Raw genomic sequence first — 22,580 nt, forward strand, 5'->3', positions numbered from 1 at the left:
GACGCATCATGGCCACCACCGACACCCACAGCTTCGGCAGCTTCGCCGAGTTCTATCCGTATTACCTGAGCGAGCATCAAGACCGCACCTGCCGGCGCCTTCACTTTGCCGGTTCGACGGTGGCGCTGGTATGCCTGATCCTGCTGGTTTTCACGGGCAACCTGTGGTGGCTACTGGGGGCGGCCGTGAGTGGTTACGCGTTCGCGTGGGTCGGGCACTTCGGATTCGAGAAGAACCGGCCCGCCACGTTTCGCCATCCGTTTTACAGCCTGATGGGCGACTGGGTGATGTATCGCGACATCTGGACGGGCAAGATCCCGTTCTGAAACGTCAGGCGCTGGCGTTGGCAGCGGCCATTGCGGACGCCGCAGGTGCGGTAGCAGCCTGCGCTGCCGCCGCCACGCCGCGTTCGCCCGTCGTGAAAATGCTCTCCAACGTGGCATCGAGCGCAGGATTCTGCAGTTGGCTGACCAGCGCGTGCGTGTCCCCCAAATGGCGTGCCAGCGAAGTGCGCGGCAAACGCGGCAGACTCAGCACCAGCCTTTCATAGAGCGGTCGCAGCGTGGTCGTGTGCGCATCGCACAGCAGCGCCCAATGGGCCTCACCGCGATCCTGCTGCAGCTTGCCGATCAAATGCAGCGCCTTCAGCTTGGTCAGCAGATCAGCCAGGTAATCGGCTTCCAGTTGCAGACGCCGGCCGATATCGCGCTCGGGCACCGTACGTGGCGCCTGTTCGCGGGCGCGATACAGCAGCAGCAGAACACCCAGCGCATCGAAGAACTCGCTGCCCGGAAACGTGCGCCGTTGCCAGTAGCCCTGGCGGATGATCGGCAGTGTCGACGCGATGGTCGCGCCGAGCAACGTCACCAGCCAGCTCACGTAGATCCACGTCAGGAAGATCGGTAGCGTGGCAAACGCGCCGTAGACGGCTGTGTATGTGGGGATATGCGCGACGTAAGCGCCAAAGACACGCTTGGCAATTTCAAACGCCGCCGCGGCAATCAGCCCGGCAATGAAGGCATCGCGCCGTTCCACATTGGTGTTCGGCACAAACACGTACAGCATCGCAAACGCAATCGCCGAAAGCAGGATCGGGATCAGGCCCACGATCACACCCAGGCCGAACGGCAGCTTGTGCACATAACCCGCCGAGATCGACACGAGGTAAGAACTGACCGACAGGCTTGCGCCAATCAGCACCGGCGCGAACGTCATCAGCGCCCAGAACACCAGAACGCGCTGCGCGAGCGGCCGCCGATGGCGCACACGCCAGATGGCGTTCAACGCGTTCTCGATGGTGAGCATGGTCATCACCGACGTCACGACCAAGCCGATCAGGCCCGCTGCTGTCAGCCCTTTGGCGTTGCTTGAGAACTGGTTGAGATACGTCAGGATCGGCCGGCTGATGCTGCCCGGCACGAGATTGCTGAACATGTAGCCCTCGATGTCCGCCCGGAAGCTCTTGAACATCGGAAATGCCGTGAACAGCGCAAAGGCCACCGTCAGAATGGGAACCAGCGACAGCACCGTCGTGAATGTCAGGCTGCTGGCCACTTGGGGCAGATGATCTTCACCGGCGCGGCGCAAGGCGTAACGCGCCAGCGCACGTAGCTTGGCGGCATTCCATTGACGAAGCGCACGGGTGGAAAAAAGCATGAAAAATGAGGCTGGAGGCGGGGTTGGGGGGCGCAACTATAATACCGCGACGCTCTCAACGCTTTGTTATGAAAGATATCCTGGTCTTGTACTACAGCCGTCACGGCAGCACACGCGCATTGGCCGAAGCCATTGCGCAAGGCATTGAAAGCGTCGACGGCGCCCAGGCGCGTGTGCGCACGGTGCCCGCCGTCTCCACCGTCTGCGAAGCCACGCAGCCCGACGTGCCAGACAGCGGCCCGCCCTACGTGGAAGTACGCGATCTGGAGGAATGCGTGGGCCTGGCGCTGGGTTCGCCCACGCGCTTTGGCAACATGGCTGCGCCGCTCAAGTACTTCCTGGATGGCACCACACCGCAATGGCTGGCGGGCGCGCTGGCCGGCAAGCCGGCATGCGTGTTCACCTCCACGGGTAGCATGCATGGCGGGCAGGAAACCACTCTGCTCTCGATGATGCTGCCGCTGCTGCACCATGGCATGGTCGTGCTCGGTCTGCCGTATCAGCACAGCGAACTGCTTTCCACTGATGCTGGCGGCACGCCATACGGGCCGTCACACGTCGCGCATCGCGGCGATACCGCACCGCTTACCGCCCACGAACGCACGCTCGCCACGGCCATGGGCCGGAGGCTAGCGCAGACTGCTCTGAAGCTCGCCGCATGACTCCCGCCGACAACGTCGTCACCGAATCCCGGGCACTGGCTGTGCTGAGTGCCGGCAGCCTCATCGCGTTGATCGTCCTATGCGCCGCGTGGGAGTTGTGGCTTGCGCCCGTGCGCCCGGGCGGCTCGTGGCTGGCGCTGAAGGCGCTGCTGCTGGCGTGGCCGCTGCCAGGCGTGCTGCGCAAGAACCGCTACACGATGCAATGGGCGTCGATGTTCATCTTGCTCTTCTTTACCGAAGGCATCGTGCGGGCGACATCGGACGTTGGGCTTTCGCGCTCGCTGGCATGGGGAGAGGTGGCGCTCAGCGTGGTGTTCTTCGCCGCCACCATCCTCTACCTGCGCCCGTTCAAGCGCGCCGCAAAAGCCCGCGCCGGCAACAGCACCTGATACGCCATGACTCACGATGCCTTCCTGCAAGCCTGCGTTGATGCCATCGGCGCAACACACGTCCTGACCGCGCCGGAAGACCTGGCGCCCTACCTTACCGATTGGCGCAAGCGCTTCACGGGGCGCGCACGCGCAGTGTTGCGCCCGGCCAGGCCCGACGAGGTGGCAACACTCGTGCGCCTGTGCGGCGAATACGGCGTGCCCATCGTCCCGCAAGGCGGCAACACCGGCCTGTGTGGCGGTGCCACGCCCGACATGGAAGGCAACGCGGTGATGATCTCGTTGCAGCGCATGCAGCGCGTGCGAGCCGTCGATCCGATCAACAACACCATCACCGTGGATGCCGGCTGCATTTTGGCCAACGTGCAGCAGGCGGCCGCCGATGCAGACCGCCTCTTCCCCCTGAGCCTGGCGGCCGAAGGCAGTTGCACGATCGGTGGCAATCTGGCGACCAACGCGGGCGGCACCGCCGTCCTGCGCTACGGCAACGCGCGCGAGTTGTGTCTGGGCATCGAAGCGGTCCTGCCCAACGGCGAACTGTGGAATGGACTGCGCGGCCTGCGCAAGGACAACACCGGCTACGACCTGCGGGACCTGCTGATCGGCGCGGAAGGCACGCTCGGCATCATCACCGGGGCGATGCTGAAGCTGTTTCCGCAACCGCGCGCCAGGGTGACGGCGCTGGCGGCGCTGCAATCGCCGCGGCAGGCGCTGGAGTTTCTATCGCTGGCGCAAGGCCATGCAGGGACGCTGCTGACGGGCTTCGAGCTGATGTCGGCGTTTTGCCTGGAGCTGGTGCGCAAGCATTACCCGCAGCTGCGCGTGCCGTTTACGCAGGCATATCCGCAATACGTGCTGCTGGAATTGTCCGATCTGGAAAGCGAAGCGCACGCCCGCGCGCTGTTCGAATCGCTGATGGAAGACGCGCTTGCGCGCGGCGTGATCGACGATGCGGCAGTGGCGGAATCAGTAGCCCAGTCGCGCGACTTCTGGAGCCTGCGCGAACATATTCCGCTGGCGCAGGCAGATGAAGGCAAGAACATCAAGCACGATATTGGCGTGCCCATCTCGCGCATTGCCGACTTCATTGACGTGACCGATCGCGCGCTGGCTGCAGCCTATCCCAGCATCCGCATGGTGACGTTCGGCCACCTTGGCGATGGCAACCTGCACTACAACGTATCGCCGCCGGAAGGCCATGCGCACGACGCGTTCCTGGCCAATCAGGACGGCATCAACCGCATCGTGCACGACAGCGTGCATGCGCATGGCGGCTCAATTTCGGCCGAACACGGCATTGGCCAACTCAAGCGCGAAGACAACGCGCGTTACAAGAGTCCTGTTGAACTGGCAGCCATGCGCGCGATCAAGCAGGCGCTGGACCCGCGCCGCCTGATGAATCCGGGGAAAGTGTTGTAAGGCGATCCGGCGTTGCTTCAGCCGAACAGCTTCAGCGTGTAGTTCGCCACCGCGAAGAGAACCGTCGCGGCCAGCAGCCACAACAGCATGCGCGGTACGCCGCTGGGCGGCAGACGATGATCATTGACGCTGGAACGATCGCCGATGCGCCCGCTTTGGGCGCTACGGATGTAAGTGCTACGTGACGACCCTGCCGGGCGTCGTGCATGACGTGTGCTCATTGTGGTTTCCTCCCTGCCCCATGGCTAGCGCCTCGCCCCGGCTCCCTGCAGCCATGGCGAAACACAGCAGCCCCATGGATCGCTCCACGGCTGCCCAAACAAGACTCCCTCTTTTCCCGTCTGGTCCGAACCGAAAAGGCTTCGTCACGCCCGTTTGGCGTGCGTAGGCACTGTGTTCCGCGTCATTGCGCGGAATTTCGAATGAAACGTTATTGTTGTGTGGCACTACCCGACGCCACGAAATGTATCAAAAATCCCCCCAATTGGGGGGTACGTATTTTAGGTATCACCTTTTGGATGATGCGCAGGAACGACGCTTGCGGGCTCGATCAGGGCAAACCCGGAACTCGACCCATGTATGGAGGCAGCCCATGCCCGCTTTGCCCGATCTGACCAAGCGCGCCCACATCACGCCGCCGCAACCGCCCGAACAGCCCCCGCACCCGCCGCCGGAAATGCCGCCGCCCGATGAACCAGCCCACGACCCGGTGCACGATCCCGAACCCCAAACGCCCCCAATCGAACTGCCACCCGGGGACCTACCGCCGGAAATCCCGCCCCAGCACTAGCGCTGCGCAACATCCCATCTGTTAGAATCGCGGCCTCCCAGGCACCCGGAGGCCGCGCGTTTTTGGTATGCCTGGGCAGCCTGCACATCTGCATATCTGCCCATAGCTCAGTTGGATAGAGCATCGGCCTTCTAAGCCGACGGTCGGGGGTTCGAATCCCTCTGGGCAGGCCAAAATTCCCTTTGGATCAATGACCTAGAGAATCACCACATCGGTGTGGTTGCTGAAAAACTGCGCTCACAGTGTTAGGTGCACCAAGGGAACCCCGCAAAAGGCCACCGAGGCCGCTTTGCAGCCCTCCTGGCGTTAGCAGGATGCTGGCTTGCCCCATGGGGCGGCAGTGCTGCATTTCAGGCACCAGGCACCGCGGCGGATGGCGCTCAGACTTGGAGCGGTATGAGGCCCAGGCTCGCGTGGCTTTGTGGCAAGGATTTGGCGCTGTACAAGATCTAGCGGCAATTGAAGCAGAGCAATTTAGATTCCGACGCTACCGCGGACGGCGCGGGGATTTGACGGCGCTCCACTGTTCAACGATCTAGACTTGGAATGTTTCGGCCACGGCGGCACAGTTGCTGGCTGCGCGTCCCGGACAAAGCCCTGCAGTCTCTCAACCATGAACAGCCAAAGAATCCGATTTCTTCGCTCGCGCATTCCCACATTCGAGTGCGTTCCGGGATGTCATGACTGCTGCGGGCCCGTCACCGCCTCGACGGAGGAGATGTCTCGGCTCCCTGTTAAGAGCGACGCGGAACATGAGGCAGCACTGGCCAACCTGACTTGTCCCCATCTCGGAGACAACGGCTGCAGCGTGTATCTGGAGCGGCCGCTGATTTGCCGCCTGTTTGGAACGACACCAAGGCTTGCTTGCCCGAATGGGCGGCGGCCAGATCAGATGATCGATCCGTGCACCGAGCGAAAAATCGAGCGATTCTTTCTGGAAGTGCGTCACGTGCTGGTTTGAGGTGGGCCACCGGAGTTCCTTCCAAATGGCCGTCAGGTGGACGGCTGTTGATACTTGGTGCGTCTCGGCAAATCGCCAGTTGGGAACGCAAAAGCATCTTCAAGAAGCTTGAAAATCGAAATCTGACCTGGAGTGCGTCCGGCAACGACTTGATTTCGGCGACGCTTTGCAGTTGTTGCAAGTAGTCGGCGTGGGACCGCGCCAATCAGCGCACCACCCTGACGTTGCTCAGCAGAATCGCAACGTATGCCTTGATGACGACCAACTTCAGGTTCTCTGGCCCGTAGTTGTCTTCCAACAGACAAGTATCAGGCTGGTGCGCCGCCAGTTCGCGCGCTAGCCTCTGAATCACTTCTGTCGGCGCGTTCTGGACCGGCGTCTTCCGGCGACGCTCTACCAGTTGGTCGGATGCCTTAGTTTCGAGCATGGCAACGGCAAACTTGATGGAGCACTTGCCGAGACTGGTCATCGTGTTGGCGACATCAATCTGACGGAATGGCTTCATTTGCCGGACGATCGGGAATGGCCGCCGACTAATTGGGCAGCCCTACGAGGGAGCTACGAAGGCCCTCCACAGTTCAGCCGCAAATACGCCCTCAATCTCCCTGCCCCACGTCACGCACCGGCAGCGCAGTCGAATACTTGATCTGCTCCATCGAGAACGATGAACTCACATCCGACAGCGGCACGGACTTGATGAGGTGTTTGTACACGCGGTCGTAATCTTCGATGCCCGACACCGCAACGCGCAGCAGATAGTCCATCTCACCGCTCATCCGGTAGACCTCCACCACCTCGGGCATATCGCGCACCACTTGCGTGAAACGCTGCGCCCACTTCTCGGTGTGCTGATCGGTACGGACGGCCACGAACACCGTGGTACCGACCCCAAGCTTGCGTGCGTCGCACAGCGCCACCTGGGCGCGGATGACGCCCGTGTCCTTGAGCCGCTGCACTCGCTTCCAGCACGGCGTTTGTGAAAGGTTCACTCGCTGGGCAAGCTCTGCGATGGGCAGCGTCGCATCGGCCTGCAACAGCCTCAGTAGTTCGCGGTCAATGGCGTCCATTTCGGTAGAGAAATTTTCTTCTATAGAAGCTAAATTTTAGGGAATATTCTCCGCCATAACGAGGAATTCACAGGAAACTTTGAATTATTTTTCCGGGCGGTCCGCCGTATCATTTTCCCTGCCTCCACCGCAGCACAGAAACGAAATGAGCGACAGCAACACCCTCCACTACCTCGACTACGCAGCCACCACGCCGGCCGATCCTCGCGTGATTGCGGCCATGACCGCCTGCCTTGGCATGGAAGGCGCCTTCGGCAACCCTGCGTCGAGTTCACATGCGACGGGGCGCGTCGCGCGGAACAAGGTCGAGCAAGCGCGCAAGCAAGTTGCAGCGCTCATTGGCGCCGATGCCGACGAGATCATCTGGACGTCCGGCGCGACCGAATCCAACAACCTCGCACTGAAGGGCTACGCCGACGCGGCCACAGGCAAACGCCACCTCATCACCAGCCGCATCGAGCACAAGGCGATTCTGGACACGATGGCAAACCTGTCGGCGCGCGGCTGTTCGGTAACGTATCTCTCGCCAACACGCGACGGCGAAATTACGCCCGAGGCTGTCGCCGCTGCGATGACGCCCGACACCGGCCTCGTCTCGCTCATGCTGGTGAACAACGAACTGGGCACGCTGACTGACGTTGGCGCGATCGCGCAGATCGCGCATGCAGCGGGCGCGCTGTTCCATGTCGATGCCGCACAGGCACTCGGCAAGACGCCGATCGATGTGCGCGCGCTCGGCATCGACATGCTGTCGATGTCCGCCCACAAGGTGTATGGCCCCAAGGGGATCGGGGCGCTGTATGTGCGCCGCGATATTGCTTCGCGCATTGCGCCGCAAATCCATGGTGGCGGCCATGAGCGTGGTCTGCGTTCGGGCACGCTGGCGACGCATCAGATTGTCGGCATGGGCGTCGCGTGCGAATTGGCTGCGGAAGAGCTGGAGCACGAAACCACCCGCATTGCTGCGCTGAGCCAGCGACTGAAGGCAGCGGTGCTCGCCCTCGGCGACGTGGTGCAGAACGCCGACGTGGCCCGACGCATTCCCCACACCCTGAGCCTGACGGTCAACGCGCCCGGTTTCATGCCGATGATGCTGGGCGACGACTTGGCCGTGTCGTCAACGTCCGCTTGCAACTCCGCTGCGGGCACGCCCTCGCACGTGCTGACGGCCATCGGCCTGGATGCCGATGCTGCGGGCCGCACCGTGCGCATCAGCCTTGGCCGCTTTGCAACCGAGCAGGACATCGACTTTGCCGCCGCATGTTTCCAACGCGCGATCGAGCAGTGCCGCACCACGGCATCCAGCGGGCTGACGGCTTCGCGGCAAATCATGCCGGCGGATCTGAAGGCCATCCGCAATGCAGGTTTCCGCTCGGTGATCTGCAATCGCCCGGATGGCGAGAGCAGCGACCAGCCCGCCTTTGAGGACATTGCCGCTGCCGCCCGCGAACTGGGCCTGGAAGCGCGCTACCTGCCGGTCGAGCCGAATGGCATTGGCGATGCAGACGTTGCCGCATTCGGCGCATTGATCGACACACTGCCCAAGCCCATCCTCGCGTATTGCAGAAGCGGCAACCGGGCCAGCATGCTCTGGAACCGCCTGATGGATCAACGCAAAGGCGGAGCCGCTCCCGCCTCAGCTAAGCCACCGGCAGCTCAGTCGTCGACAGCACCTGCTTGAGCACCATGAACGTCCGGATCTGCCGCACGCCCGGCAGATACAGCAACTGCTCGGCGTGGAGTCGGTTGTAGCCTTCGTTGTCTTTCGTGCGCACGAGCATGAAGTAATCGAATTCGCCCGTCACGACGTGGCATTCAAGGCAGCCGGGCACCTTCTGCACCGCTTTCTCAAATGCCGTGAATGATTCCGGCGTCGAGCGATCCAGCACGACGCCGATCATCACCAGCGACCCCAGATCCAGCGCACGCGGATCGAGCAGCGCAACAATCCCCTTGATCAGCCCCAGCTCCTTGAGCCGTTCCACGCGGCGCAGGCAGGCCGGCGGGCTGAGGTTCACCTTGGCCGCCAGGGCCACGTTGGAGATGGACGCATCGCGCTGGAGCGCCCTGAGAATCGCGCGATCGGTGCGATCCAAGGCGTGGCGCGCAGAAGCCGCCGACGCGTCAAAACCTTCCTGCAATTTTGTTTCGCTCTTTTTCATATTCAAGAAATAAAGAGATACATAGTTCCGATCTACGGCCCGCTACGTTCTGGATAGTAGACGATCTTTGCAACCTCATTTCGTAGCGTTCTGCGTACCATTGGTTTCCGACATCCCGCCACTTGCGGCACTGAAGGAGCCACCTCATGAACCTGCAAAGATTCCCCCGCTACCCGCTGACGTTCGGGCCGACGCCCATCCAACCGCTCAAACGATTGAGCGCACACCTGGGCGGCAAAGTGGAGCTGTTTGCCAAGCGCGAAGACTGCAACAGCGGTCTGGCCTTCGGCGGCAACAAGACGCGCAAGCTCGAATACCTGATCCCGGAAGCGCTGGAAGGCGGGTACGACACGCTGGTGTCCATTGGCGGCATTCAGTCGAACCAGACGCGCCAGGTGGCTGCCGTGGCAGCGCACCTCGGCCTCAAGTGCGTGCTGGTGCAGGAAAACTGGGTCAACTACTCCGACGCCGTGTATGACCGCGTCGGCAATATCGAGATGTCGCGCATCATGGGCGCCGACGTGCGCCTCGATGCCGCAGGCTTCGACATCGGCATCCGGCCCAGCTGGGAACAGGCCATGGAAGACGTGCGCAAGCGCGGCGGCAAGCCGTTCCCGATTCCGGCCGGCTGCTCCGAGCACCCGCTCGGCGGCCTGGGCTTCGTGGGCTTTGCCGAAGAAGTACGCCAGCAGGAAGCGCAGTTGGGCTTCAAGTTCGACTACATCGTCGTGTGCTCGGTCACGGGCAGCACGCAAGCCGGCATGGTCGTCGGCTTTGCTGCAGACGGGCGGGCCGACAAGGTGATCGGCATCGATGCCTCCGCCAAGCCGGAGCAGACGCGCGCGCAGATCCTCCGCATCGCGCAGCACACTGCCGAACTGGTCGACCTTGGCCGCAACATCACCGAGAAAGACGTGGTGCTCGACACGCGCTACGGCGGCCCCGAATACGGCCTGCCCAACGAGGGCACGCTCGAAGCCATTCGCCTGTGCGCACGCCAGGAAGCCATGCTGACCGACCCCGTGTATGAAGGGAAATCCATGCACGGCATGATCGACATGGTGCGCAACGGTGAATTTCCCGAGGGCTCGCGCGTGCTCTACGCGCACCTGGGCGGCGTGCCGGCACTCAATGCATACAGCTTCATCTTCCGCAACGGTTGATGCGGCCGCGCCCCTGCGGCGCATCCGGGCGCGGGCGTGCATCGCGTGATCACGGCCCGCCTTCCCATCCTTCCTTCAGGCAGGACCAGTCATGACGGATTTATCGACGGGGGCCGCGTCGATGCGCTCCCTCGCGCACCGCACCGAAGACAGCGACCCAGGGGAAACTGCCGAATGGCTCGACGCGCTGGATGCCGTCGTACAGCATGCCGGCACCGCGCGCGCGCAGTTCCTGTTCGACCGTCTGGCAGAGCACGCCTCAAAGCTGGGCGTCGGCACGGCCCTCGCCCGCGTCACGCCCTACGTCAACACGATCCCCGTTGAGGCGCAGCCGCCGTATCCCGGTGACATCGATACCGAAGAGCGACTGGCCGCCGCGCTGCGCTGGAATGCGCTCGCCATGGTGGTGCGCGCCAACCAGGCCTACGGCGAGCTGGGCGGTCACATTGCAAGCTACGCATCGGCGGCCGATCTGTTCGAAGTCGGCTTCAATCATTTCTTCCGGGCTGACAACGCGGGGCACGGCGGCGATCTCGTCTATTTCCAGCCGCACTCTTCGCCCGGCGTCTACGCGCGTGCGTATCTCGAAGGCTTCCTGGATGAAGCGCACCTCGAACACTATCGGCGCGAAATCACGGGCCCGGGGCTGTGCTCCTATCCGCATCCGTGGTTGATGCCAGAGTTTTGGCAGTTTCCGACCGGATCGATGGGCATCGGGCCGATCAACGCGATCTACCAGGCGCGCTTCATGCGCTACCTGCACAACCGCGGCCTGCTGCAAACGTCCGATCGCAAGGTGTGGGGCTTCTTCGGTGACGGCGAAATGGACGAGCCGGAATCGATCGGCGCCCTCTCGCTGGCGGCGCGCGAGCGGCTCGACAACATCGTGTTCGTCATCAACTGCAACCTGCAGCGGCTCGACGGCCCCGTGCGCGGCAACGGCCGCATCGTGGACGAACTCGAAGCGCAGTTCACCGGCGCCGGGTGGAACGTCATCAAGGTGCTGTGGGGCTCGGATTGGGATGCCCTCTTCGCCCGCGACCGTTCGGGGGCGTTGCTGCGAGCATTTGCGCAGACCGTCGACGGCCAGTTCCAGACCTTCTCTGCCAACGACGGCGCCTACAACCGCGAACGCTTCTTCGGCCAGAACCCCGAGCTTGCCGCGCTTGTCTCGCACTTCAGCAACGAAGATATCGACCGCCTGCGCCGCGGCGGCCACGACGTGCGCAAACTCCACGCCGCATACGCCCGCGCGCTGCAGCACAAGGGCCAGCCCACGGTGATTCTCGCCAAGACGATGAAGGGCTTCGGCATGGGCAGCGTTGGGCAAGGCCGGATGACGACGCACCAGCAGAAGAAGCTCGATGTCGATCAGCTCAAGGCGTTTCGCGATCGTTTCCGCCTGCCGCTGTCGGACACCGATGTCGAGCAATTGAAGTTTTACAAGCCCGCGCCAAACAGCCCGGAGATGCAATACCTGCATACGCGCCGGGCTGCCCTCGGAGGCTATCTGCCTAGAAGGCGGAAGGCGGCAACACAGGCGCTGACCGTGCCTGCGCTGCCATCCTGGGGACAATTCGCGCTGCAAGCCGAAGGCCGCGAGATGTCGACCACGATGGCCATCGTGCGCATGTTCGGCAACCTGTTGAAGGACGGTGCCCTCGGCCCGCGCATGGTGCCGGTGGTGGCGGATGAGGCGCGCACGTTCGGCATGGCGAGCATGTTCCGGCAAGTCGGCATCTATTCGCCGCTGGGCCAGCAATACGAACCGGAAGATCTGGGTTCGATGCTGTATTACCGCGAAGAGACCGGTGGGCAGATCCTGGAGGAAGGCATCTCCGAAGCCGGCGCCATCTCGTCATGGATTGCCGCCGCCACGGCCTACAGCACGCACGATCTGCCGATGCTGCCGTTCTACATCTACTACTCGATGTTCGGCTTCCAGCGCATCGGCGATCTCATCTGGGCGGCGGCGGACCAGCGTGCGCGCGGGTTCCTGATCGGCGCCACAGCGGGCAAGACAACGCTCGGCGGTGAAGGCCTGCAGCATCAGGACGGCACGAGCCACCTTGCCGCATCCACGGTGCCCAACTGCCGCGCGTGGGACCCGGCATTTGCTTACGAGATTGCCGTCATCCTCGACGAAGGCATGCGCGCGATGCTGGAGCGGCAGGAAGACACGTTCTACTACCTGACGGTGACGAACGAGAACTACGCGCAGCCGTCCATGCCAGGCAGCGACCTGCGTGCAGGCATCCTCAAAGGCATGTATCCGCTGACACCGCGAAGCCTGCCGACCGCGCGCGTGCAGTTGCTGGGCTCGGGCGCCATCCTGGGCGAAGTCATGGCCGCCGCGCAGATGCTCAAGGAAGAGTGGAACATCGACGCCGCCACCTGGAGCGTGACGAGCTTTTCAGAGCTGCACCGCGAGGCCATCGCCGCTGAGCGCATCGCCCGCCTCGGCGGTGAAGCCGCGCCTTCGTATGTGGAGACCGTCTTGCGCGAATCGCGCGGGCCCATCATCGCGGCCACCGACTACGTCCGCGCCGTGCCCGAGCTGATCCGTGCGCACGTGCCGCGCCGCTACGTCACGCTCGGCACCGACGGCTTTGGCCGCAGCGACTCTCGCCGGGCGTTGCGCGAGTTCTTCGAGGTAGACCGTGCGTCCATCGTCATCGCCGCGCTGAAGGCGTTGGCAGACGACGGCGAACTCGAACACTCGGTGGTGCGCGAGGCGATTGAGCAATACGGCAAACACGCGACGGCGGCAGACGCGCCCTGGATGCGCTGAAAAACCCGCACTCACGAGGCATTTAGCTCGACTCGCGGAGCTCGAAGCTCGACGTTTGAGGCTCTTTTCTCGACGTGTCGAGCTTTTTGCTCCGCGTGCCGAGCTATTTGCTCCACGTGCCGAGCTATTTGCTCCACGTGCCGAGCTTTTTGCTCCGCGTGCCGAGCTTTTTGCTCGGCGCTTGGAGCTCAGAGCTCGGCGCACGAGGCTATTTGCTCGACAGCCCGAGCCTTTTGCCCCGCCTGTCACGGTTTGCCCTTGGCTCGTGACGCATCAGATCCCATCAGTGGGCCGGGCCAATGCATCAGCGCTACGGGGCCGCGCCAACGATGGCCTGGACATGTGTCGCGCGGCGGCTGGCGGCAAGGGTTTTGGTCACACCCTCTTTTTCGTTTCCAAATGTTACGAGGTGCACCGCGGTCGACTTCACGCCACGCATGCAGCGCAGCCGTGCAGTACAGTCCATGCCATGAAAAAAGCCCTCACCTGCCCGTCTCTCGTCCTGCTGGCCTTGCTCGGTGCGTGCGCATCGCACCCGCAACAGCAGCCCGTTGATTCGACTACCGCCGCTACTGCGACCACCGACGCCAGTGCAGACAACGGCTGGCAGGTGCTGCGCGCCAACTACATGGCGTGCGTCCAGCGCCAGGCCGATAGCGGCGTGCCGGGCACCACGCAGACGAAGGCCGTGGTCGCCTCTGCGCTCGACGCCTGCGAAGGCGACCTGCGCACCATGCACGACGGTTTCCGCGACCACCTCAGAGCGTCGATGTCTTCATCCGGCGCGCGCAAGGCAGCCGACCGCGTCACCAAAGACACACGCGACAAAGCCCGCGTCTACCTGATGGGCTACGTCGACCACGAGCGCTACCTGGCGAAGTCGCGCTGAGCGGTTAGCGCGCTTAGGACGCTTAGAGCATCTCCAGCGCCCGCGGCCCCTTGGGCGGCGGAAAGATGCTGTCCAGCGTCGCCAGCTGCTCAGCCGTGAGCGTGTGCGACAGCGCGCCGATGTTTTCGCGCAACCGCTCGCGATGGCCTGTCTTTGGAATGGCGATGATGTCGTCCCGCGCCAGCAGCCACGCCAGCGCCACCTGTGCCGGCGTCATGCCGCACTCCTGCGCGAAGCGCACCAGCTTCGGATGCCGAACGAGCCGCGCCTGCTCGATGGGCGAATAGGCCATCACCGGCACACCGCGCTCATGCAGCCAGGGCAGCAAGTCCCATTCGATGCCGCGCCGGCTGAGGTTGTACAGCAGCTGGTTCACGGCAATCTGATCGCCGCCGGGCGCGTCCCACCACTCCTCCATATCGGACAAGTCAAGATTGCTCACGCCGTAATGGCGGATCTTGCCTTCGCGCTGCAGGGCCTGCAGGCCTTCCAGCGTGTCTTCGAACGGCACATCGCCGCGCCAGTGCAGCAGGTACAGGTCGAGGCGATCCGTGCCGAGCCGGCGCAGGCTGCGCTCGCACGCCGCAGCAATGCCACGCCGGCTGGCGTTGTGCGGGTAGACCTTGCTGACGAGAAAGACGTCATCGCGCCGCCCGGCAATGGCCTCGCCGATCAGCGATTCGGAGAGGCCTTCACCGTACATCTCGGCGGTGTCGATCAGGCGCAAACCCAGGTCGAGGCCCAGGCGCAGCGTGGCGATTTCTTCGGCGCGCGTGGCGCGGTCGTCGCCCATGTTCCAGGTGCCCATGCCGAGTGCTGGGACGCGTTCACCGTTGGGCAGAGTGACTTGTTTCATGTCGTGCTTTCCGATCGGGGAGGCAAAACATGAATCTACAAGAGACGCGGCGCACCGGTAAGGCTGCGCCGGTCCGGTCAGAAAATACGCCCTAGCGCGGCTGGCGTTGCTCCGTCCATCGACGATAGCGCCGCGACTGGCACGCGGCGGCCAGTTGCTGCTGAATCAGCGCGCGCAGCGGCGACACACGCGGGTCTGTCTTGCGCCCTTCGCTCAGCCGGTTGAGCTGAAACTTGACGACCGCCATGTTGGCCAGCGCGCCCAGCGCCTTGTTCTTCCACGTGATGGGCTGCAGCATCGGCGCGCTGTTCTTGCCGCCGGCCCAGTCGCGCGGCAGGTTGGGATCGATAGACAGCGCCGTCGCAATGCCAACCATGTCGACACCGCTGTCGACCACCTGCTCCGCTACGGCCCGGCGCCGGATGCCGCCCGTGACCATCAGCGGCATGCGCGCAATGGCGGCAATGTCGCGTGCGAATTCCAGGAAATACGCTTCGCGTGCCAGTGTGCGGCCGTCACGCGCGTGCCCTTGCATGGCCGGAACTTCGTAGCTGCCGCCGGACAGTTCCACCAAATCGACACCCAGCGGATTGAGCAACTCGACCACCTGCTTCGCGTCGTCAGGGCTGAAACCGCCGCGCTGGAAGTCGGCCGAGTTCAGCTTGACCGCCACCACAAACTCCGGCGGCACGGCGGCGCGCACGCTGCGCACGATATCGAGCAGCAGGCGCGCGCGGTTCTCGATCGAGCCGCCCCACTGGTCTCGCCGCCGGTTGGAAATGGGCGACAGAAACTGGCTCAGCAGATAGCCATGCGCGGCGTGGATCTGCACACCAGTAAAACCGCTCTGCTCGGCCAGTTGCGCGCTGCGGGTAAAGCGCTGCTGGACTTCACGGATGTCCGCCTCGGTCATCTCGCGCGGCACCGGAAACTGCTTGGACAGTGCGCCAAGCGCCAGTGGAACGGCTGACGGCGCCAGCGTCGGTTGCCCAAGCGATGCCGGCATCTGCCGCCCCGGATGGTTGATCTGCACCCACGCATGCGCGCCATGCGCCCGCGCGACCTGCGCCCAGCGGCGAAAGCGTTCCAGATGCGTGCCGTCTTCGAGCACGACGCCGTTCGGGCCGGTCATGGCGCGGTGATCGATCATCACGTTGCCGGTCAGGATCAAGCCGGCGCCGCCTGCGGCCCACGCTTCATACAGGCGCAGCAACGCGTCGGACGGCGCGTGATCGGCATCGGCCATGTTCTCTTCCATGGCGGCTTTGGCAAGGCGATTGGGAATCACCGCGCCGTTGGGCAGAACGAGGGGCGTGAAGAGCTTCATGGGCGGCATCCGCGATGGGGATTTGGGATTTGACATTTGACGACATCTGAACCCTAAGCTTAAAGTCAACTTGAATGTCAAGCCTGCGGAGAACGCACATGAAAATTGGTGAACTGGCCCGCCTGAGCGGCGTGGCCGCCTCCCGCATCCGGTTCTATGAAGCGAGCGGCCTGCTGCAGCCGGCTGAGCGGCAATCCAATGGGTATCGGGAATACGCGCCCGAGTCGGTGACGCGGCTGGAGATCATCCTGCGCGCGCAAAGCGCGGGGTTCTCGCTGGAAGAAATTCGCGCCCTGTTGCCCGGACATCTGGGCGAATGGCCGCGCGAAGAATTGCTGCTGGCGCTACGCCGCAAAGTGGCGGAAATCGATGTGCTGGAGCAGCACCTGGCGCAAAACAAGCGCGACTTGCTGGCGCTCATTCGCGAGGTCGACCACGAGGCCGACGGCGAAGATTGTGCCGACCGCGCCCGCCGCGTATTCGACAAGATGAACCTGCGCCCGCTCAAGCAGCCCGCAGTAGAACCGCAGCCGCGCCCAGCAAGAAAGCGCGGCTGAGGCATGCAGATGGCGGCGGCTTTACGGTAGACGGAATCGAATCAAAACCCGCCCAGCGCGTGACGCAGCAGCAAGGCCGACAGCACGAGCATCGTCACGCCAATCAAGCCATCCAACACCTGCCACGCCCTCGGCCGGGCAAACCATGGCGCGAGCCAACGCGCACCAAACCCCAGCGTCACGAACCAGAACAGGCTGGCCGACCCTGCGCCCACAACAAACCAGCCGCGCAATGCCGCGGCCTGCTGCGCCCCAATGCTGCCCACCAGCAACACCGTATCCAGATAGACGTGCGGATTGAGCAGCGTAAAGGCCGCCGCCTGCGCCAGCGCCGCGCCCCTGCTCAGGCCATCGCCACCTGCGGCGGCCCGTAACTGGCTGGAATGCCGCGCACGCCGGAGTGCCTGCACGCCATACAGCAGCAGGAATGCGGCGCCTGCCAACGCAAGGATTCGCGCAAGGTTAGGATGCTCGCCCAATGCCTGCGCCATGCCAAGCACGCCCGCCAGGACGAGCAGCGCATCCGCCGTCGCACAGAACAGCACCACGCTGCCCACGTGCTCACGGCGCAGGCCTTGACGCAGCACGAAAGCGTTCTGCGCGCCGATGGCCACAATCAGCCCCAGGCTCAGGGCCAAGCCCTGCAGAAACACGGAAGAGGAAGTCGCAATCGATGTTGTCATGCGCGCAGCTTGCCGGGCGGGCTTGATGAAGACAAACTATCTCTTCTTCATTCAATTTAGTTTTACTAACTTTCGTGCTCGACTATTCCGCCTTGGCCGCTTTGGCTGCCGTCATCCGAGAAGGCAGCTTCGAGCGAGCTGCCCGCGCACTCAATGTCACGCCATCGGCCATTTCGCAGCGGATCCGGCTGCTGGAAGAACGCGTCGGCTGCGCGCTCGTGGTGCGTGATCAGCCGTGCCGCCCAACTGAAACGGGCCGGCGGCTTTGCCAGCATGTAGACCGCGTTCGCCTGCTCGAACAGGAACTGCAAGGCGCGCTGCCAACGCTGGCGCCAGAAGGCGTCACCCGCGTTGCGCTGCCGATTGCCGTGAACGCCGACAGCCTGGCGACCTGGCTCGCCCCAGCGATTGCCACATTCGCAGCCGCACACCCGGTGTTGATGGAGGTGGCTGTGGATGACCAGGATCACACCAGTGAATGGCTGCGCAGCGGTGCCGTGCTGGCTGCCGTTACGGCCACCGCGCGGCCGGCCACGGGCTGCAACAGCCGCCCACTCGGGGCCATGCGTTATGTGGCCGCGGCCAGCCCGGCATTCGTTCAGAAATATTTTGCAGACGGCGTCGGTGCAGGTGCGTTGGCGCAGGCGCCCTGCCTCGTGTTCAACACGAAAGATGCGTTGCAGGCAACCTGGGCAAGGCGCCTGTGCCATCGGCATGTGGAACTGCCGCGCCATCTGTTGCCGTCGTCACAGGCGTTTGTGACCGCAGCTGTGGCCGGCATGGGCTGGGGGCTGCATCCGCATGCGCTGATTGCGCAGCATCTTGAAGACGGTTCGCTGGTCGAGCTGGTGCCTGACACGCCGTTGGACATCCCGCTGTATTGGCAGCACGCGCGTGCGGCATCGGCGCTGCTCGACGAACTCAGCCGCGAGGTGCTGAGCGCCGCGCGTGCCGCGCTGCTCGCGCCCTGACCGATTACAGCGCGTTCAGCGGAATCTTGAGGTACTGCACGCCATTCGGCTCCGCTGGGGGCAACATGCCCGCGCGAATGTTCACCTGAATGGCCGGCAGGATCAGCGTGGGCATGCTGAGCGTGGCGTCGCGCTTCGTGCGCATCTGCACGAACTCAGCCTCGGTCACGCCATCGCGCACATGGATGTTGGCGCGGCGCTGCTCGACCACGGTTGTGTGGCAAATGGCTTCGCGGCCGGCGGGCGGATAGTCGTGGCACATGTAGAGCCGCGTGTCCGGCGGTAAATCCAGCAGGCGGCGGATCGACTGATACAGCGTGCCCGCATTCCCACCCGGAAAATCGCAGCGTGCAGTGCCCACGTCCGGCATGAAGAGCGTGTCACCCACAAACACCGCATCGCCCACCTGATATGCCATGTCTGCCGGCGTGTGGCCCGGCACGGCCAGCGCCTTGGCTTCCAGATTGCCGATATGGAACACGTCGTCTGGCGCGAACAGATGGTCGAACTGCGAGCCATCGAGCAGGAACGAGGGTTCGAGATTGAAGATCGGCTTGAACACGCCCTGCACAACCCGAATCCGCTCGCCGATAGCGATGCGCCCGCCGAAACGCCCGCGCAGATACGGCGCGGCCGACAAGTGATCGGCATGCGCGTGGGTCTCCAGCAGCCATTCAACGCGCAAGTCCTGCGCTTCGATGAACGCGGCAACGCGATCGGCTGAGCGGGTCGTCGTGCGGCCCGATTTCGGGTCGTAGTCGAGTACCGAGTCGATCACGGCGCACGGCGTGCCGGGCCCCGCGTGCACCACGTAGGTCATGGTGCAGGTATCGGCGTCGAAGAAGGGTTCGATCTGAGCATGCATAGTGGACTTTCCCGAACAATCTATATTTTTATAGAATATCGCCTGACATTCTGTCTGCCAATAGCGCAAACAGCGCGAATAGAGTCCAGCGCCACGCCCCATGAGCCATTCCACTGCCAGTCCCGATGTTGTGCCGCTGCCCGAGGCGGCCATTTCCATGCTGCGCGCCTCCGCGTCGCAGGCGTGCGCCGTGCTCAAGGCCATGGCCCACGAAGACCGTCTGCTGCTGCTCTGCCAACTTACGCAAGGCGAGCGCAATGTCAGCGAGCTGGAAGCACTGGTCGGCCTTCATCAGCCCAGCCTGTCGCAGCAACTTGGTGTGCTGCGTGACGAGGGCCTTGTCACCACGCGGCGCGAAGGCAAATACATCTACTACCGGCTCGCCAGCTTCGAGGTCATCCAGATCATGCAGACACTCTCCGAGCTGTACTGCGGCAAGGTCTTGAAGAAGATGGCGGGACGCTGATCATGTCGCCGATCGAAGCGAGCTGGATCATCAGCGCGGGGCTGGGCTCTGTGGTGGGGCTCATCCTGGCGCTGACGGGCGCGGGCGGGGCCATCGTCGCGGTGCCGCTGCTGATTTTTGGATTGCACCTGTCGGTTCAGCAAGCTGCGCCGATTGCACTGCTGGCGGTGGGACTTTCCGCCGGGCTGGGCGCGATGCTCGGTTTGCGGGAAGGCAAGGTCCGCTACAAGGCCGCCGGGCTGATGGCGCTATGCGGCGTAGTGATCTCGCCGTTCGGTATCTGGGTTGCGCACCGCGTGCCGAACACACCGCTCACGCTGCTGTTTGCAGTGGTGCTTGCCTACGTGGCGCTGCGCATGTTTCGGCAAGCGCGCGCGGCACCGTCAGCCGAGCCCCAGCCAAGGCGAACCGCCCCGCCCTGCCACCTTGACACCACCACAGCCAAGCTGGTCTGGACGCTGCCGTGCGCGCGTGCATTGGCCGCTTCGGGCGTGGGCGCGGGCTTTCTGTCCGGATTGCTTGGCGTGGGCGGCGGCTTTGTCATCGTGCCCGCATTGCGCCGCGCGACCGATCTGCCGATGCAAACCATCGTCGCCACGTCGTTGGCGGTGATCGCACTGGTGTCCATGGGCGGTGTGGTCGCCTCGGCCATTGGCGGGCATGTCGATTGGCATATCGCGCTGCCGTTTGCGGCCGGCGCGTTGACGGGCATGCTGGTGGGCCGGCGCTTTGCGCGGCGTTTGGCGGGGCCTGCGCTGCAGCAAGGATTCGCTGCATTTGCGGGCGCCGTGGCGCTCGGCATGATTGTCCGAACTCTGATTTGACCGGCGTGTTGCGAAAGCAGTACAATCGCGGTCTTCGGGGCGTAGCGTAGTCTGGTAACGCGTCCGGTTTGGGACCGGAAGACCGCGGGTTCAAATCCTGCCGCCCCGACCAGAATTGAGCAGCAAACAAAAACGGCTTACGTTCACCACGTAAGCCGTTTTTGTTTTGGTGACTATGCGTCTCTACCTACGCGCTCCATGAAGGTCCTCGCCGCCGATTACTTGAACCATCTGAAAACGGCGTTCTCGCAGTCTCCTTTTAACCCATAGGCCTTGATATAGGCCTCACAGTTGGGCTCATCTGCCAACTGGTCGCGTACGTAGCCATATCCGAACAAAGCCAGCAGCCCTGCGATCAAAGCCCACGTTGGTATCCGATTCAGGATAGTTGCCAGCATCATTTCACCCGTCAACGTTGCCCTGTCAATCAACATAGACGACGACGACAGCAACCTCAAGTCCGCGAATGCGTGGAGCGCCCTCGCCACTTGAGGCGTTACGACAACACGCTTGGCGCGGTTCGTTGCAACTTGTGATGTCATCTGGCGATGCTATAAAGGCAGCATCCGCATCCAGGCAATGTCGCTCACTTTCCCCATGAACCTCATCCTGTGGCGCCACGCTGAAGCCGAAGACGTGGCCGCATCATTGCGCATCCAGCGCAACACCGATCTGCAGCGGGAACTCACCAAGCGTGGTCACAAGCAGGCCGAGAAGATGGCCGATTGGCTGCGCCCTCGCCTGCCAGAAGACACACTCGTACTTGCGAGCCCCGCTGTACGCACGCAGCAGACCGCACGCGCCCTCACAGAACATTTCCAGACGCTGGCCGCACTTGCGCCCGGCGCCGATGTCAGTGCGATCCTCGATGCATTGGATTGGCCGTCGAATACGAACCTGCTGCTGGTCGGCCATCAGCCGTGGCTCGGCCGTCTCGCCAGCTTGCTCATCGCGGGCGTGGAAATGGACTGGAGCGTGAAGAAAGCCGGCGTGTGGTGGCTCAGCCGCCGCATGCGCGAAGACGAAGCGCAGACCGTGCTGCGCGCGGTGGTCAATCCCGATCTTGCGTGACACATCGCCCTCGTCACAGCATCGCCACGCAAAATTCACGCAACGGTCACGATTGACACGCTTTTGTCGCGGATCTGTCACGCAGCGTCTCTAGAATCGCCCCGAAATCCACCCTTGGGGATGCACGAATGCGAGACCTGCCGACGCCCACCCAGCCGTTGATCGACGCACTGCCGAGCCTGAATCTAGGCAACGCACGGAGGGGCCTTCCTCGCTCACCCGACGCTGTTCCGGCGCGTGACAAACCTGTTCTGGCCGTTTCGTGGGCGCGCCATCAGGATGAAGTGACCGAAGCGCAGCGCCTGCGCTACAAGGTGTTTGCCGAAGAAATGGGCGCCCGCCTGCCCTCGGCCCACACTGAACTGGACGTCGACATGTTCGACGCGGTGTGCGACCACCTGATCGTGCGCGACCAGAAGACGCTGCGTGTGGTCGGCACTTATCGCGTGCTGCGCCCGGACGCTGCCAAGCAAATCGGTTGCCTGTATTCCGAATCCGAATTCGACCTCGTTCGCCTCGCGCATCTGCGCCCGAAGATGGTGGAACTGGGACGCTCGTGCGTGCACCGCGACTACCGCTCGGGCAGCGTCATCATGGCGCTTTGGGCCGGCCTGGGCGAATACATGCAGCGCTACGGCTTCGAATCGATGCTGGGCTGCGCAAGCGTGTCGATGGGCGATGGCGGGCACTTTGCTGCAAGCCTGTATCGCAGCTTCGTTGACGATGGCTCACTCGCACCGATCGAGTATCACGCCTTCCCGCGCGTGGCGCTGCCGGTGGACGAGCTGAACCAGGATCTCGAAGTCGAGCCGCCTGCGCTCGTGAAGGGTTATCTGCGCCTGGGCGCACGCATCTGCGGTGCACCGGCGTGGGACCCCGACTTCAACGTCGCCGACTTCCTCACGCTGCTGCGTCTGTCGGACATCAACCCGCGCTACGCACGTCACTTCCTGCGCGGCTGATATCGCTCCGAACAGCGCCGCGCAAAAGAAAACGGCCCGGGTCACTCCG

Annotated in this window: 26 protein-coding genes and 2 tRNA genes; 18 read left to right on the top strand and 10 right to left on the bottom strand. The window is 63.5% G+C overall.

Features of this window, described 5'->3' with window-relative positions:
- Positions 1-8 precede the first annotated feature (8 nt).
- Positions 9-326 (top strand): Mpo1-like protein, encoded by a 318-nt coding sequence (locus tag NKG59_RS18840; RefSeq protein WP_045203204.1) that lies wholly within the window; start codon positions 9-11, stop codon positions 324-326.
- A 4-nt stretch (positions 327-330) separates the two neighbouring features.
- On the opposite strand, the gene NKG59_RS18845 is transcribed toward NKG59_RS18840, so the two are convergent.
- On the bottom strand, positions 331-1,656 hold the full coding sequence (locus tag NKG59_RS18845) for a YihY family inner membrane protein (RefSeq protein ID WP_253539906.1): 1,326 nt from the start codon (positions 1,654-1,656) through the stop codon (positions 331-333).
- 68 nt (positions 1,657-1,724) lie between these two features.
- On the opposite strand from NKG59_RS18845, the gene wrbA reads away from it, so the two are divergent.
- Genes wrbA through NKG59_RS18860 form a run of 3 tightly spaced genes read left to right on the top strand, consistent with a single transcriptional unit; the run spans position 1,725 to position 4,126 of the window.
- The gene (gene wrbA / locus NKG59_RS18850) at positions 1,725-2,318 is read left to right on the top strand and encodes an NAD(P)H:quinone oxidoreductase (RefSeq protein ID WP_045203206.1); all 594 of its coding nucleotides are present in this window, start codon (positions 1,725-1,727) and stop codon (positions 2,316-2,318) included.
- Positions 2,315-2,707 carry a DUF2069 domain-containing protein gene (locus tag NKG59_RS18855; RefSeq protein ID WP_253539907.1) on the top strand — a complete coding sequence of 131 codons (393 nt, stop codon included), beginning with the start codon at positions 2,315-2,317 and terminating at the stop codon, positions 2,705-2,707. Before wrbA ends, NKG59_RS18855 begins: the two co-directional genes overlap by 4 nt.
- 6 nt (positions 2,708-2,713) lie before the next feature.
- Complete coding sequence (locus NKG59_RS18860) at positions 2,714-4,126, top strand: FAD-binding oxidoreductase (protein WP_253539908.1); 1,413 nt, start codon at positions 2,714-2,716, stop codon at positions 4,124-4,126.
- 17 nt (positions 4,127-4,143) lie between these two features.
- Here NKG59_RS18860 and NKG59_RS18865 read toward each other — a convergent pair whose 3' ends face one another.
- Positions 4,144-4,347 (bottom strand): hypothetical protein, encoded by a 204-nt coding sequence (locus NKG59_RS18865; protein WP_253539909.1) that lies wholly within the window; start codon positions 4,345-4,347, stop codon positions 4,144-4,146.
- 371 nt (positions 4,348-4,718) lie between these two features.
- Here NKG59_RS18865 and NKG59_RS18870 point away from each other — a divergent pair, with 371 nt between their 5' ends.
- The 3 genes from NKG59_RS18870 to NKG59_RS18880 all read left to right on the top strand — a co-directional run bounded on the left by NKG59_RS18870 (position 4,719) and on the right by NKG59_RS18880 (position 5,877).
- On the top strand, positions 4,719-4,916 hold the full coding sequence (locus NKG59_RS18870) for a hypothetical protein (RefSeq protein WP_024975484.1): 198 nt from the start codon (positions 4,719-4,721) through the stop codon (positions 4,914-4,916).
- Between the two features lie 96 nt (positions 4,917-5,012).
- A tRNA-Arg gene (locus NKG59_RS18875) sits at positions 5,013-5,089 on the top strand.
- Between the two features lie 440 nt (positions 5,090-5,529).
- Positions 5,530-5,877, top strand: coding sequence for a YkgJ family cysteine cluster protein (locus tag NKG59_RS18880; protein WP_082076011.1), 348 nt, complete (start codon positions 5,530-5,532; stop codon positions 5,875-5,877).
- A 205-nt stretch (positions 5,878-6,082) separates the two neighbouring features.
- Here the strand turns inward: NKG59_RS18880 and NKG59_RS18885 are convergent, their stop codons facing one another.
- Both NKG59_RS18885 and NKG59_RS18890 read right to left on the bottom strand, forming a co-directional pair.
- Positions 6,083-6,415 carry a plasmid partitioning protein RepB C-terminal domain-containing protein gene (locus tag NKG59_RS18885; RefSeq protein WP_338001600.1) on the bottom strand — a complete coding sequence of 111 codons (333 nt, stop codon included), beginning with the start codon at positions 6,413-6,415 and terminating at the stop codon, positions 6,083-6,085.
- Between the two features lie 58 nt (positions 6,416-6,473).
- Entirely contained in the window at positions 6,474-6,944 is a 471-nt protein-coding gene (locus NKG59_RS18890) for an Lrp/AsnC family transcriptional regulator (protein ID WP_253539911.1), read from the bottom strand.
- A gap of 145 nt (positions 6,945-7,089) precedes the next feature.
- On the opposite strand from NKG59_RS18890, the gene NKG59_RS18895 reads away from it, so the two are divergent.
- Positions 7,090-8,625: an aminotransferase class V-fold PLP-dependent enzyme gene (locus tag NKG59_RS18895; RefSeq protein WP_253539912.1), complete on the top strand. Its 1,536-nt coding sequence runs from the start codon at positions 7,090-7,092 to the stop codon at positions 8,623-8,625.
- On the opposite strand, the gene NKG59_RS18900 is transcribed toward NKG59_RS18895, so the two are convergent.
- Positions 8,585-9,106 (bottom strand): Lrp/AsnC family transcriptional regulator, encoded by a 522-nt coding sequence (locus NKG59_RS18900; protein WP_045203212.1) that lies wholly within the window; start codon positions 9,104-9,106, stop codon positions 8,585-8,587. The genes NKG59_RS18895 and NKG59_RS18900 overlap by 41 nt on opposite strands.
- 146 nt (positions 9,107-9,252) lie before the next feature.
- On the opposite strand from NKG59_RS18900, the gene NKG59_RS18905 reads away from it, so the two are divergent.
- The 3 genes from NKG59_RS18905 (at position 9,253) to NKG59_RS18915 (ending at position 13,949) form a co-directional block, all read left to right on the top strand.
- On the top strand, positions 9,253-10,269 hold the full coding sequence (locus tag NKG59_RS18905; RefSeq protein WP_027681185.1) for a 1-aminocyclopropane-1-carboxylate deaminase: 1,017 nt from the start codon (positions 9,253-9,255) through the stop codon (positions 10,267-10,269).
- Between the two features lie 91 nt (positions 10,270-10,360).
- Entirely contained in the window at positions 10,361-13,060 is a 2,700-nt protein-coding gene (mdeB, locus tag NKG59_RS18910) for an alpha-ketoglutarate dehydrogenase (protein ID WP_253539913.1), read from the top strand.
- A 469-nt stretch (positions 13,061-13,529) separates the two neighbouring features.
- A complete protein-coding gene (locus NKG59_RS18915; RefSeq protein ID WP_253539914.1) occupies positions 13,530-13,949 on the top strand; it encodes a hypothetical protein in 420 nt (139 codons plus the stop codon).
- A 22-nt stretch (positions 13,950-13,971) separates the two neighbouring features.
- Here the strand turns inward: NKG59_RS18915 and NKG59_RS18920 are convergent, their stop codons facing one another.
- The gene (locus tag NKG59_RS18920; RefSeq protein ID WP_253539915.1) at positions 13,972-14,805 is read right to left on the bottom strand and encodes an aldo/keto reductase; all 834 of its coding nucleotides are present in this window, start codon (positions 14,803-14,805) and stop codon (positions 13,972-13,974) included.
- 91 nt (positions 14,806-14,896) lie between these two features.
- On the bottom strand, positions 14,897-16,132 hold the full coding sequence (locus tag NKG59_RS18925; RefSeq protein WP_253539916.1) for an NADH:flavin oxidoreductase/NADH oxidase family protein: 1,236 nt from the start codon (positions 16,130-16,132) through the stop codon (positions 14,897-14,899).
- A gap of 98 nt (positions 16,133-16,230) precedes the next feature.
- Between NKG59_RS18925 and NKG59_RS18930 the strand changes: the two genes are divergently transcribed.
- On the top strand, positions 16,231-16,689 hold the full coding sequence (locus NKG59_RS18930) for a MerR family transcriptional regulator (protein ID WP_253539917.1): 459 nt from the start codon (positions 16,231-16,233) through the stop codon (positions 16,687-16,689).
- Positions 16,690-16,730: 41 nt separating this feature from the next.
- Here the strand turns inward: NKG59_RS18930 and NKG59_RS18935 are convergent, their stop codons facing one another.
- Positions 16,731-17,372: a LysE/ArgO family amino acid transporter gene (locus NKG59_RS18935; protein ID WP_253539919.1), complete on the bottom strand. Its 642-nt coding sequence runs from the start codon at positions 17,370-17,372 to the stop codon at positions 16,731-16,733.
- Between the two features lie 74 nt (positions 17,373-17,446).
- On the opposite strand from NKG59_RS18935, the gene NKG59_RS18940 reads away from it, so the two are divergent.
- Positions 17,447-18,343: a LysR family transcriptional regulator ArgP gene (locus tag NKG59_RS18940; RefSeq protein ID WP_253539921.1), complete on the top strand. Its 897-nt coding sequence runs from the start codon at positions 17,447-17,449 to the stop codon at positions 18,341-18,343.
- A 4-nt stretch (positions 18,344-18,347) separates the two neighbouring features.
- Here NKG59_RS18940 and NKG59_RS18945 read toward each other — a convergent pair whose 3' ends face one another.
- Positions 18,348-19,208 (bottom strand): MBL fold metallo-hydrolase, encoded by an 861-nt coding sequence (locus tag NKG59_RS18945; protein WP_253539923.1) that lies wholly within the window; start codon positions 19,206-19,208, stop codon positions 18,348-18,350.
- A 100-nt stretch (positions 19,209-19,308) separates the two neighbouring features.
- Between NKG59_RS18945 and NKG59_RS18950 the strand changes: the two genes are divergently transcribed.
- From NKG59_RS18950 to NKG59_RS18960, 3 genes are all read left to right on the top strand, one after another.
- The gene (locus tag NKG59_RS18950) at positions 19,309-19,674 is read left to right on the top strand and encodes an ArsR/SmtB family transcription factor (RefSeq protein WP_045203222.1); all 366 of its coding nucleotides are present in this window, start codon (positions 19,309-19,311) and stop codon (positions 19,672-19,674) included.
- Positions 19,675-19,676: 2 nt separating this feature from the next.
- On the top strand, positions 19,677-20,498 hold the full coding sequence (locus NKG59_RS18955) for a sulfite exporter TauE/SafE family protein (protein ID WP_253539925.1): 822 nt from the start codon (positions 19,677-19,679) through the stop codon (positions 20,496-20,498).
- Between the two features lie 35 nt (positions 20,499-20,533).
- Positions 20,534-20,610: transfer RNA gene (locus NKG59_RS18960), tRNA-Pro, on the top strand.
- 106 nt (positions 20,611-20,716) lie between these two features.
- Here the strand turns inward: NKG59_RS18960 and NKG59_RS18965 are convergent.
- Positions 20,717-21,040 (bottom strand): hypothetical protein, encoded by a 324-nt coding sequence (locus tag NKG59_RS18965; protein WP_253539926.1) that lies wholly within the window; start codon positions 21,038-21,040, stop codon positions 20,717-20,719.
- 55 nt (positions 21,041-21,095) lie between these two features.
- On the opposite strand from NKG59_RS18965, the gene sixA reads away from it, so the two are divergent.
- On the top strand, positions 21,096-21,569 hold the full coding sequence (gene sixA, locus NKG59_RS18970; protein ID WP_253540134.1) for a phosphohistidine phosphatase SixA: 474 nt from the start codon (positions 21,096-21,098) through the stop codon (positions 21,567-21,569).
- Between the two features lie 128 nt (positions 21,570-21,697).
- Positions 21,698-22,531 carry a GNAT family N-acetyltransferase gene (locus NKG59_RS18975; RefSeq protein WP_004634231.1) on the top strand — a complete coding sequence of 278 codons (834 nt, stop codon included), beginning with the start codon at positions 21,698-21,700 and terminating at the stop codon, positions 22,529-22,531.
- The last annotated feature ends 49 nt before the right edge of the window (positions 22,532-22,580 follow it).

The organism is Ralstonia chuxiongensis (assembly GCF_024158925.1).
Lineage (GTDB): Bacteria > Pseudomonadota > Gammaproteobacteria > Burkholderiales > Burkholderiaceae > Ralstonia > Ralstonia chuxiongensis.

What these genes read in the sequence shown, in the direction of transcription:
- NKG59_RS18840 (WP_045203204.1), top strand. Translation starts at nt 9, where the DNA reads ATGGCCACCACCGACACCCACAGCTTCGGCAGCTTCGCCGAGTTCTAT.
- NKG59_RS18845 (WP_253539906.1), bottom strand. Translation starts at nt 1,656, where the DNA reads ATGCTTTTTTCCACCCGTGCGCTTCGTCAATGGAATGCCGCCAAGCTA.
- wrbA (WP_045203206.1), top strand. Translation starts at nt 1,725, where the DNA reads ATGAAAGATATCCTGGTCTTGTACTACAGCCGTCACGGCAGCACACGC.
- NKG59_RS18855 (WP_253539907.1), top strand. Translation starts at nt 2,315, where the DNA reads ATGACTCCCGCCGACAACGTCGTCACCGAATCCCGGGCACTGGCTGTG.
- NKG59_RS18860 (WP_253539908.1), top strand. Translation starts at nt 2,714, where the DNA reads ATGACTCACGATGCCTTCCTGCAAGCCTGCGTTGATGCCATCGGCGCA.
- NKG59_RS18865 (WP_253539909.1), bottom strand. Translation starts at nt 4,347, where the DNA reads ATGAGCACACGTCATGCACGACGCCCGGCAGGGTCGTCACGTAGCACT.
- NKG59_RS18870 (WP_024975484.1), top strand. Translation starts at nt 4,719, where the DNA reads ATGCCCGCTTTGCCCGATCTGACCAAGCGCGCCCACATCACGCCGCCG.
- NKG59_RS18880 (WP_082076011.1), top strand. Translation starts at nt 5,530, where the DNA reads ATGAACAGCCAAAGAATCCGATTTCTTCGCTCGCGCATTCCCACATTC.
- NKG59_RS18890 (WP_253539911.1), bottom strand. Translation starts at nt 6,944, where the DNA reads ATGGACGCCATTGACCGCGAACTACTGAGGCTGTTGCAGGCCGATGCG.
- NKG59_RS18895 (WP_253539912.1), top strand. Translation starts at nt 7,090, where the DNA reads ATGAGCGACAGCAACACCCTCCACTACCTCGACTACGCAGCCACCACG.
- NKG59_RS18900 (WP_045203212.1), bottom strand. Translation starts at nt 9,106, where the DNA reads ATGAAAAAGAGCGAAACAAAATTGCAGGAAGGTTTTGACGCGTCGGCG.
- NKG59_RS18905 (WP_027681185.1), top strand. Translation starts at nt 9,253, where the DNA reads ATGAACCTGCAAAGATTCCCCCGCTACCCGCTGACGTTCGGGCCGACG.
- mdeB (WP_253539913.1), top strand. Translation starts at nt 10,361, where the DNA reads ATGACGGATTTATCGACGGGGGCCGCGTCGATGCGCTCCCTCGCGCAC.
- NKG59_RS18915 (WP_253539914.1), top strand. Translation starts at nt 13,530, where the DNA reads ATGAAAAAAGCCCTCACCTGCCCGTCTCTCGTCCTGCTGGCCTTGCTC.
- NKG59_RS18920 (WP_253539915.1), bottom strand. Translation starts at nt 14,805, where the DNA reads ATGAAACAAGTCACTCTGCCCAACGGTGAACGCGTCCCAGCACTCGGC.
- NKG59_RS18925 (WP_253539916.1), bottom strand. Translation starts at nt 16,132, where the DNA reads ATGAAGCTCTTCACGCCCCTCGTTCTGCCCAACGGCGCGGTGATTCCC.
- NKG59_RS18930 (WP_253539917.1), top strand. Translation starts at nt 16,231, where the DNA reads ATGAAAATTGGTGAACTGGCCCGCCTGAGCGGCGTGGCCGCCTCCCGC.
- NKG59_RS18935 (WP_253539919.1), bottom strand. Translation starts at nt 17,372, where the DNA reads ATGACAACATCGATTGCGACTTCCTCTTCCGTGTTTCTGCAGGGCTTG.
- NKG59_RS18945 (WP_253539923.1), bottom strand. Translation starts at nt 19,208, where the DNA reads ATGCATGCTCAGATCGAACCCTTCTTCGACGCCGATACCTGCACCATG.
- NKG59_RS18950 (WP_045203222.1), top strand. Translation starts at nt 19,309, where the DNA reads ATGAGCCATTCCACTGCCAGTCCCGATGTTGTGCCGCTGCCCGAGGCG.
- NKG59_RS18955 (WP_253539925.1), top strand. Translation starts at nt 19,677, where the DNA reads ATGTCGCCGATCGAAGCGAGCTGGATCATCAGCGCGGGGCTGGGCTCT.
- NKG59_RS18965 (WP_253539926.1), bottom strand. Translation starts at nt 21,040, where the DNA reads ATGACATCACAAGTTGCAACGAACCGCGCCAAGCGTGTTGTCGTAACG.
- sixA (WP_253540134.1), top strand. Translation starts at nt 21,096, where the DNA reads ATGAACCTCATCCTGTGGCGCCACGCTGAAGCCGAAGACGTGGCCGCA.
- NKG59_RS18975 (WP_004634231.1), top strand. Translation starts at nt 21,698, where the DNA reads ATGCGAGACCTGCCGACGCCCACCCAGCCGTTGATCGACGCACTGCCG.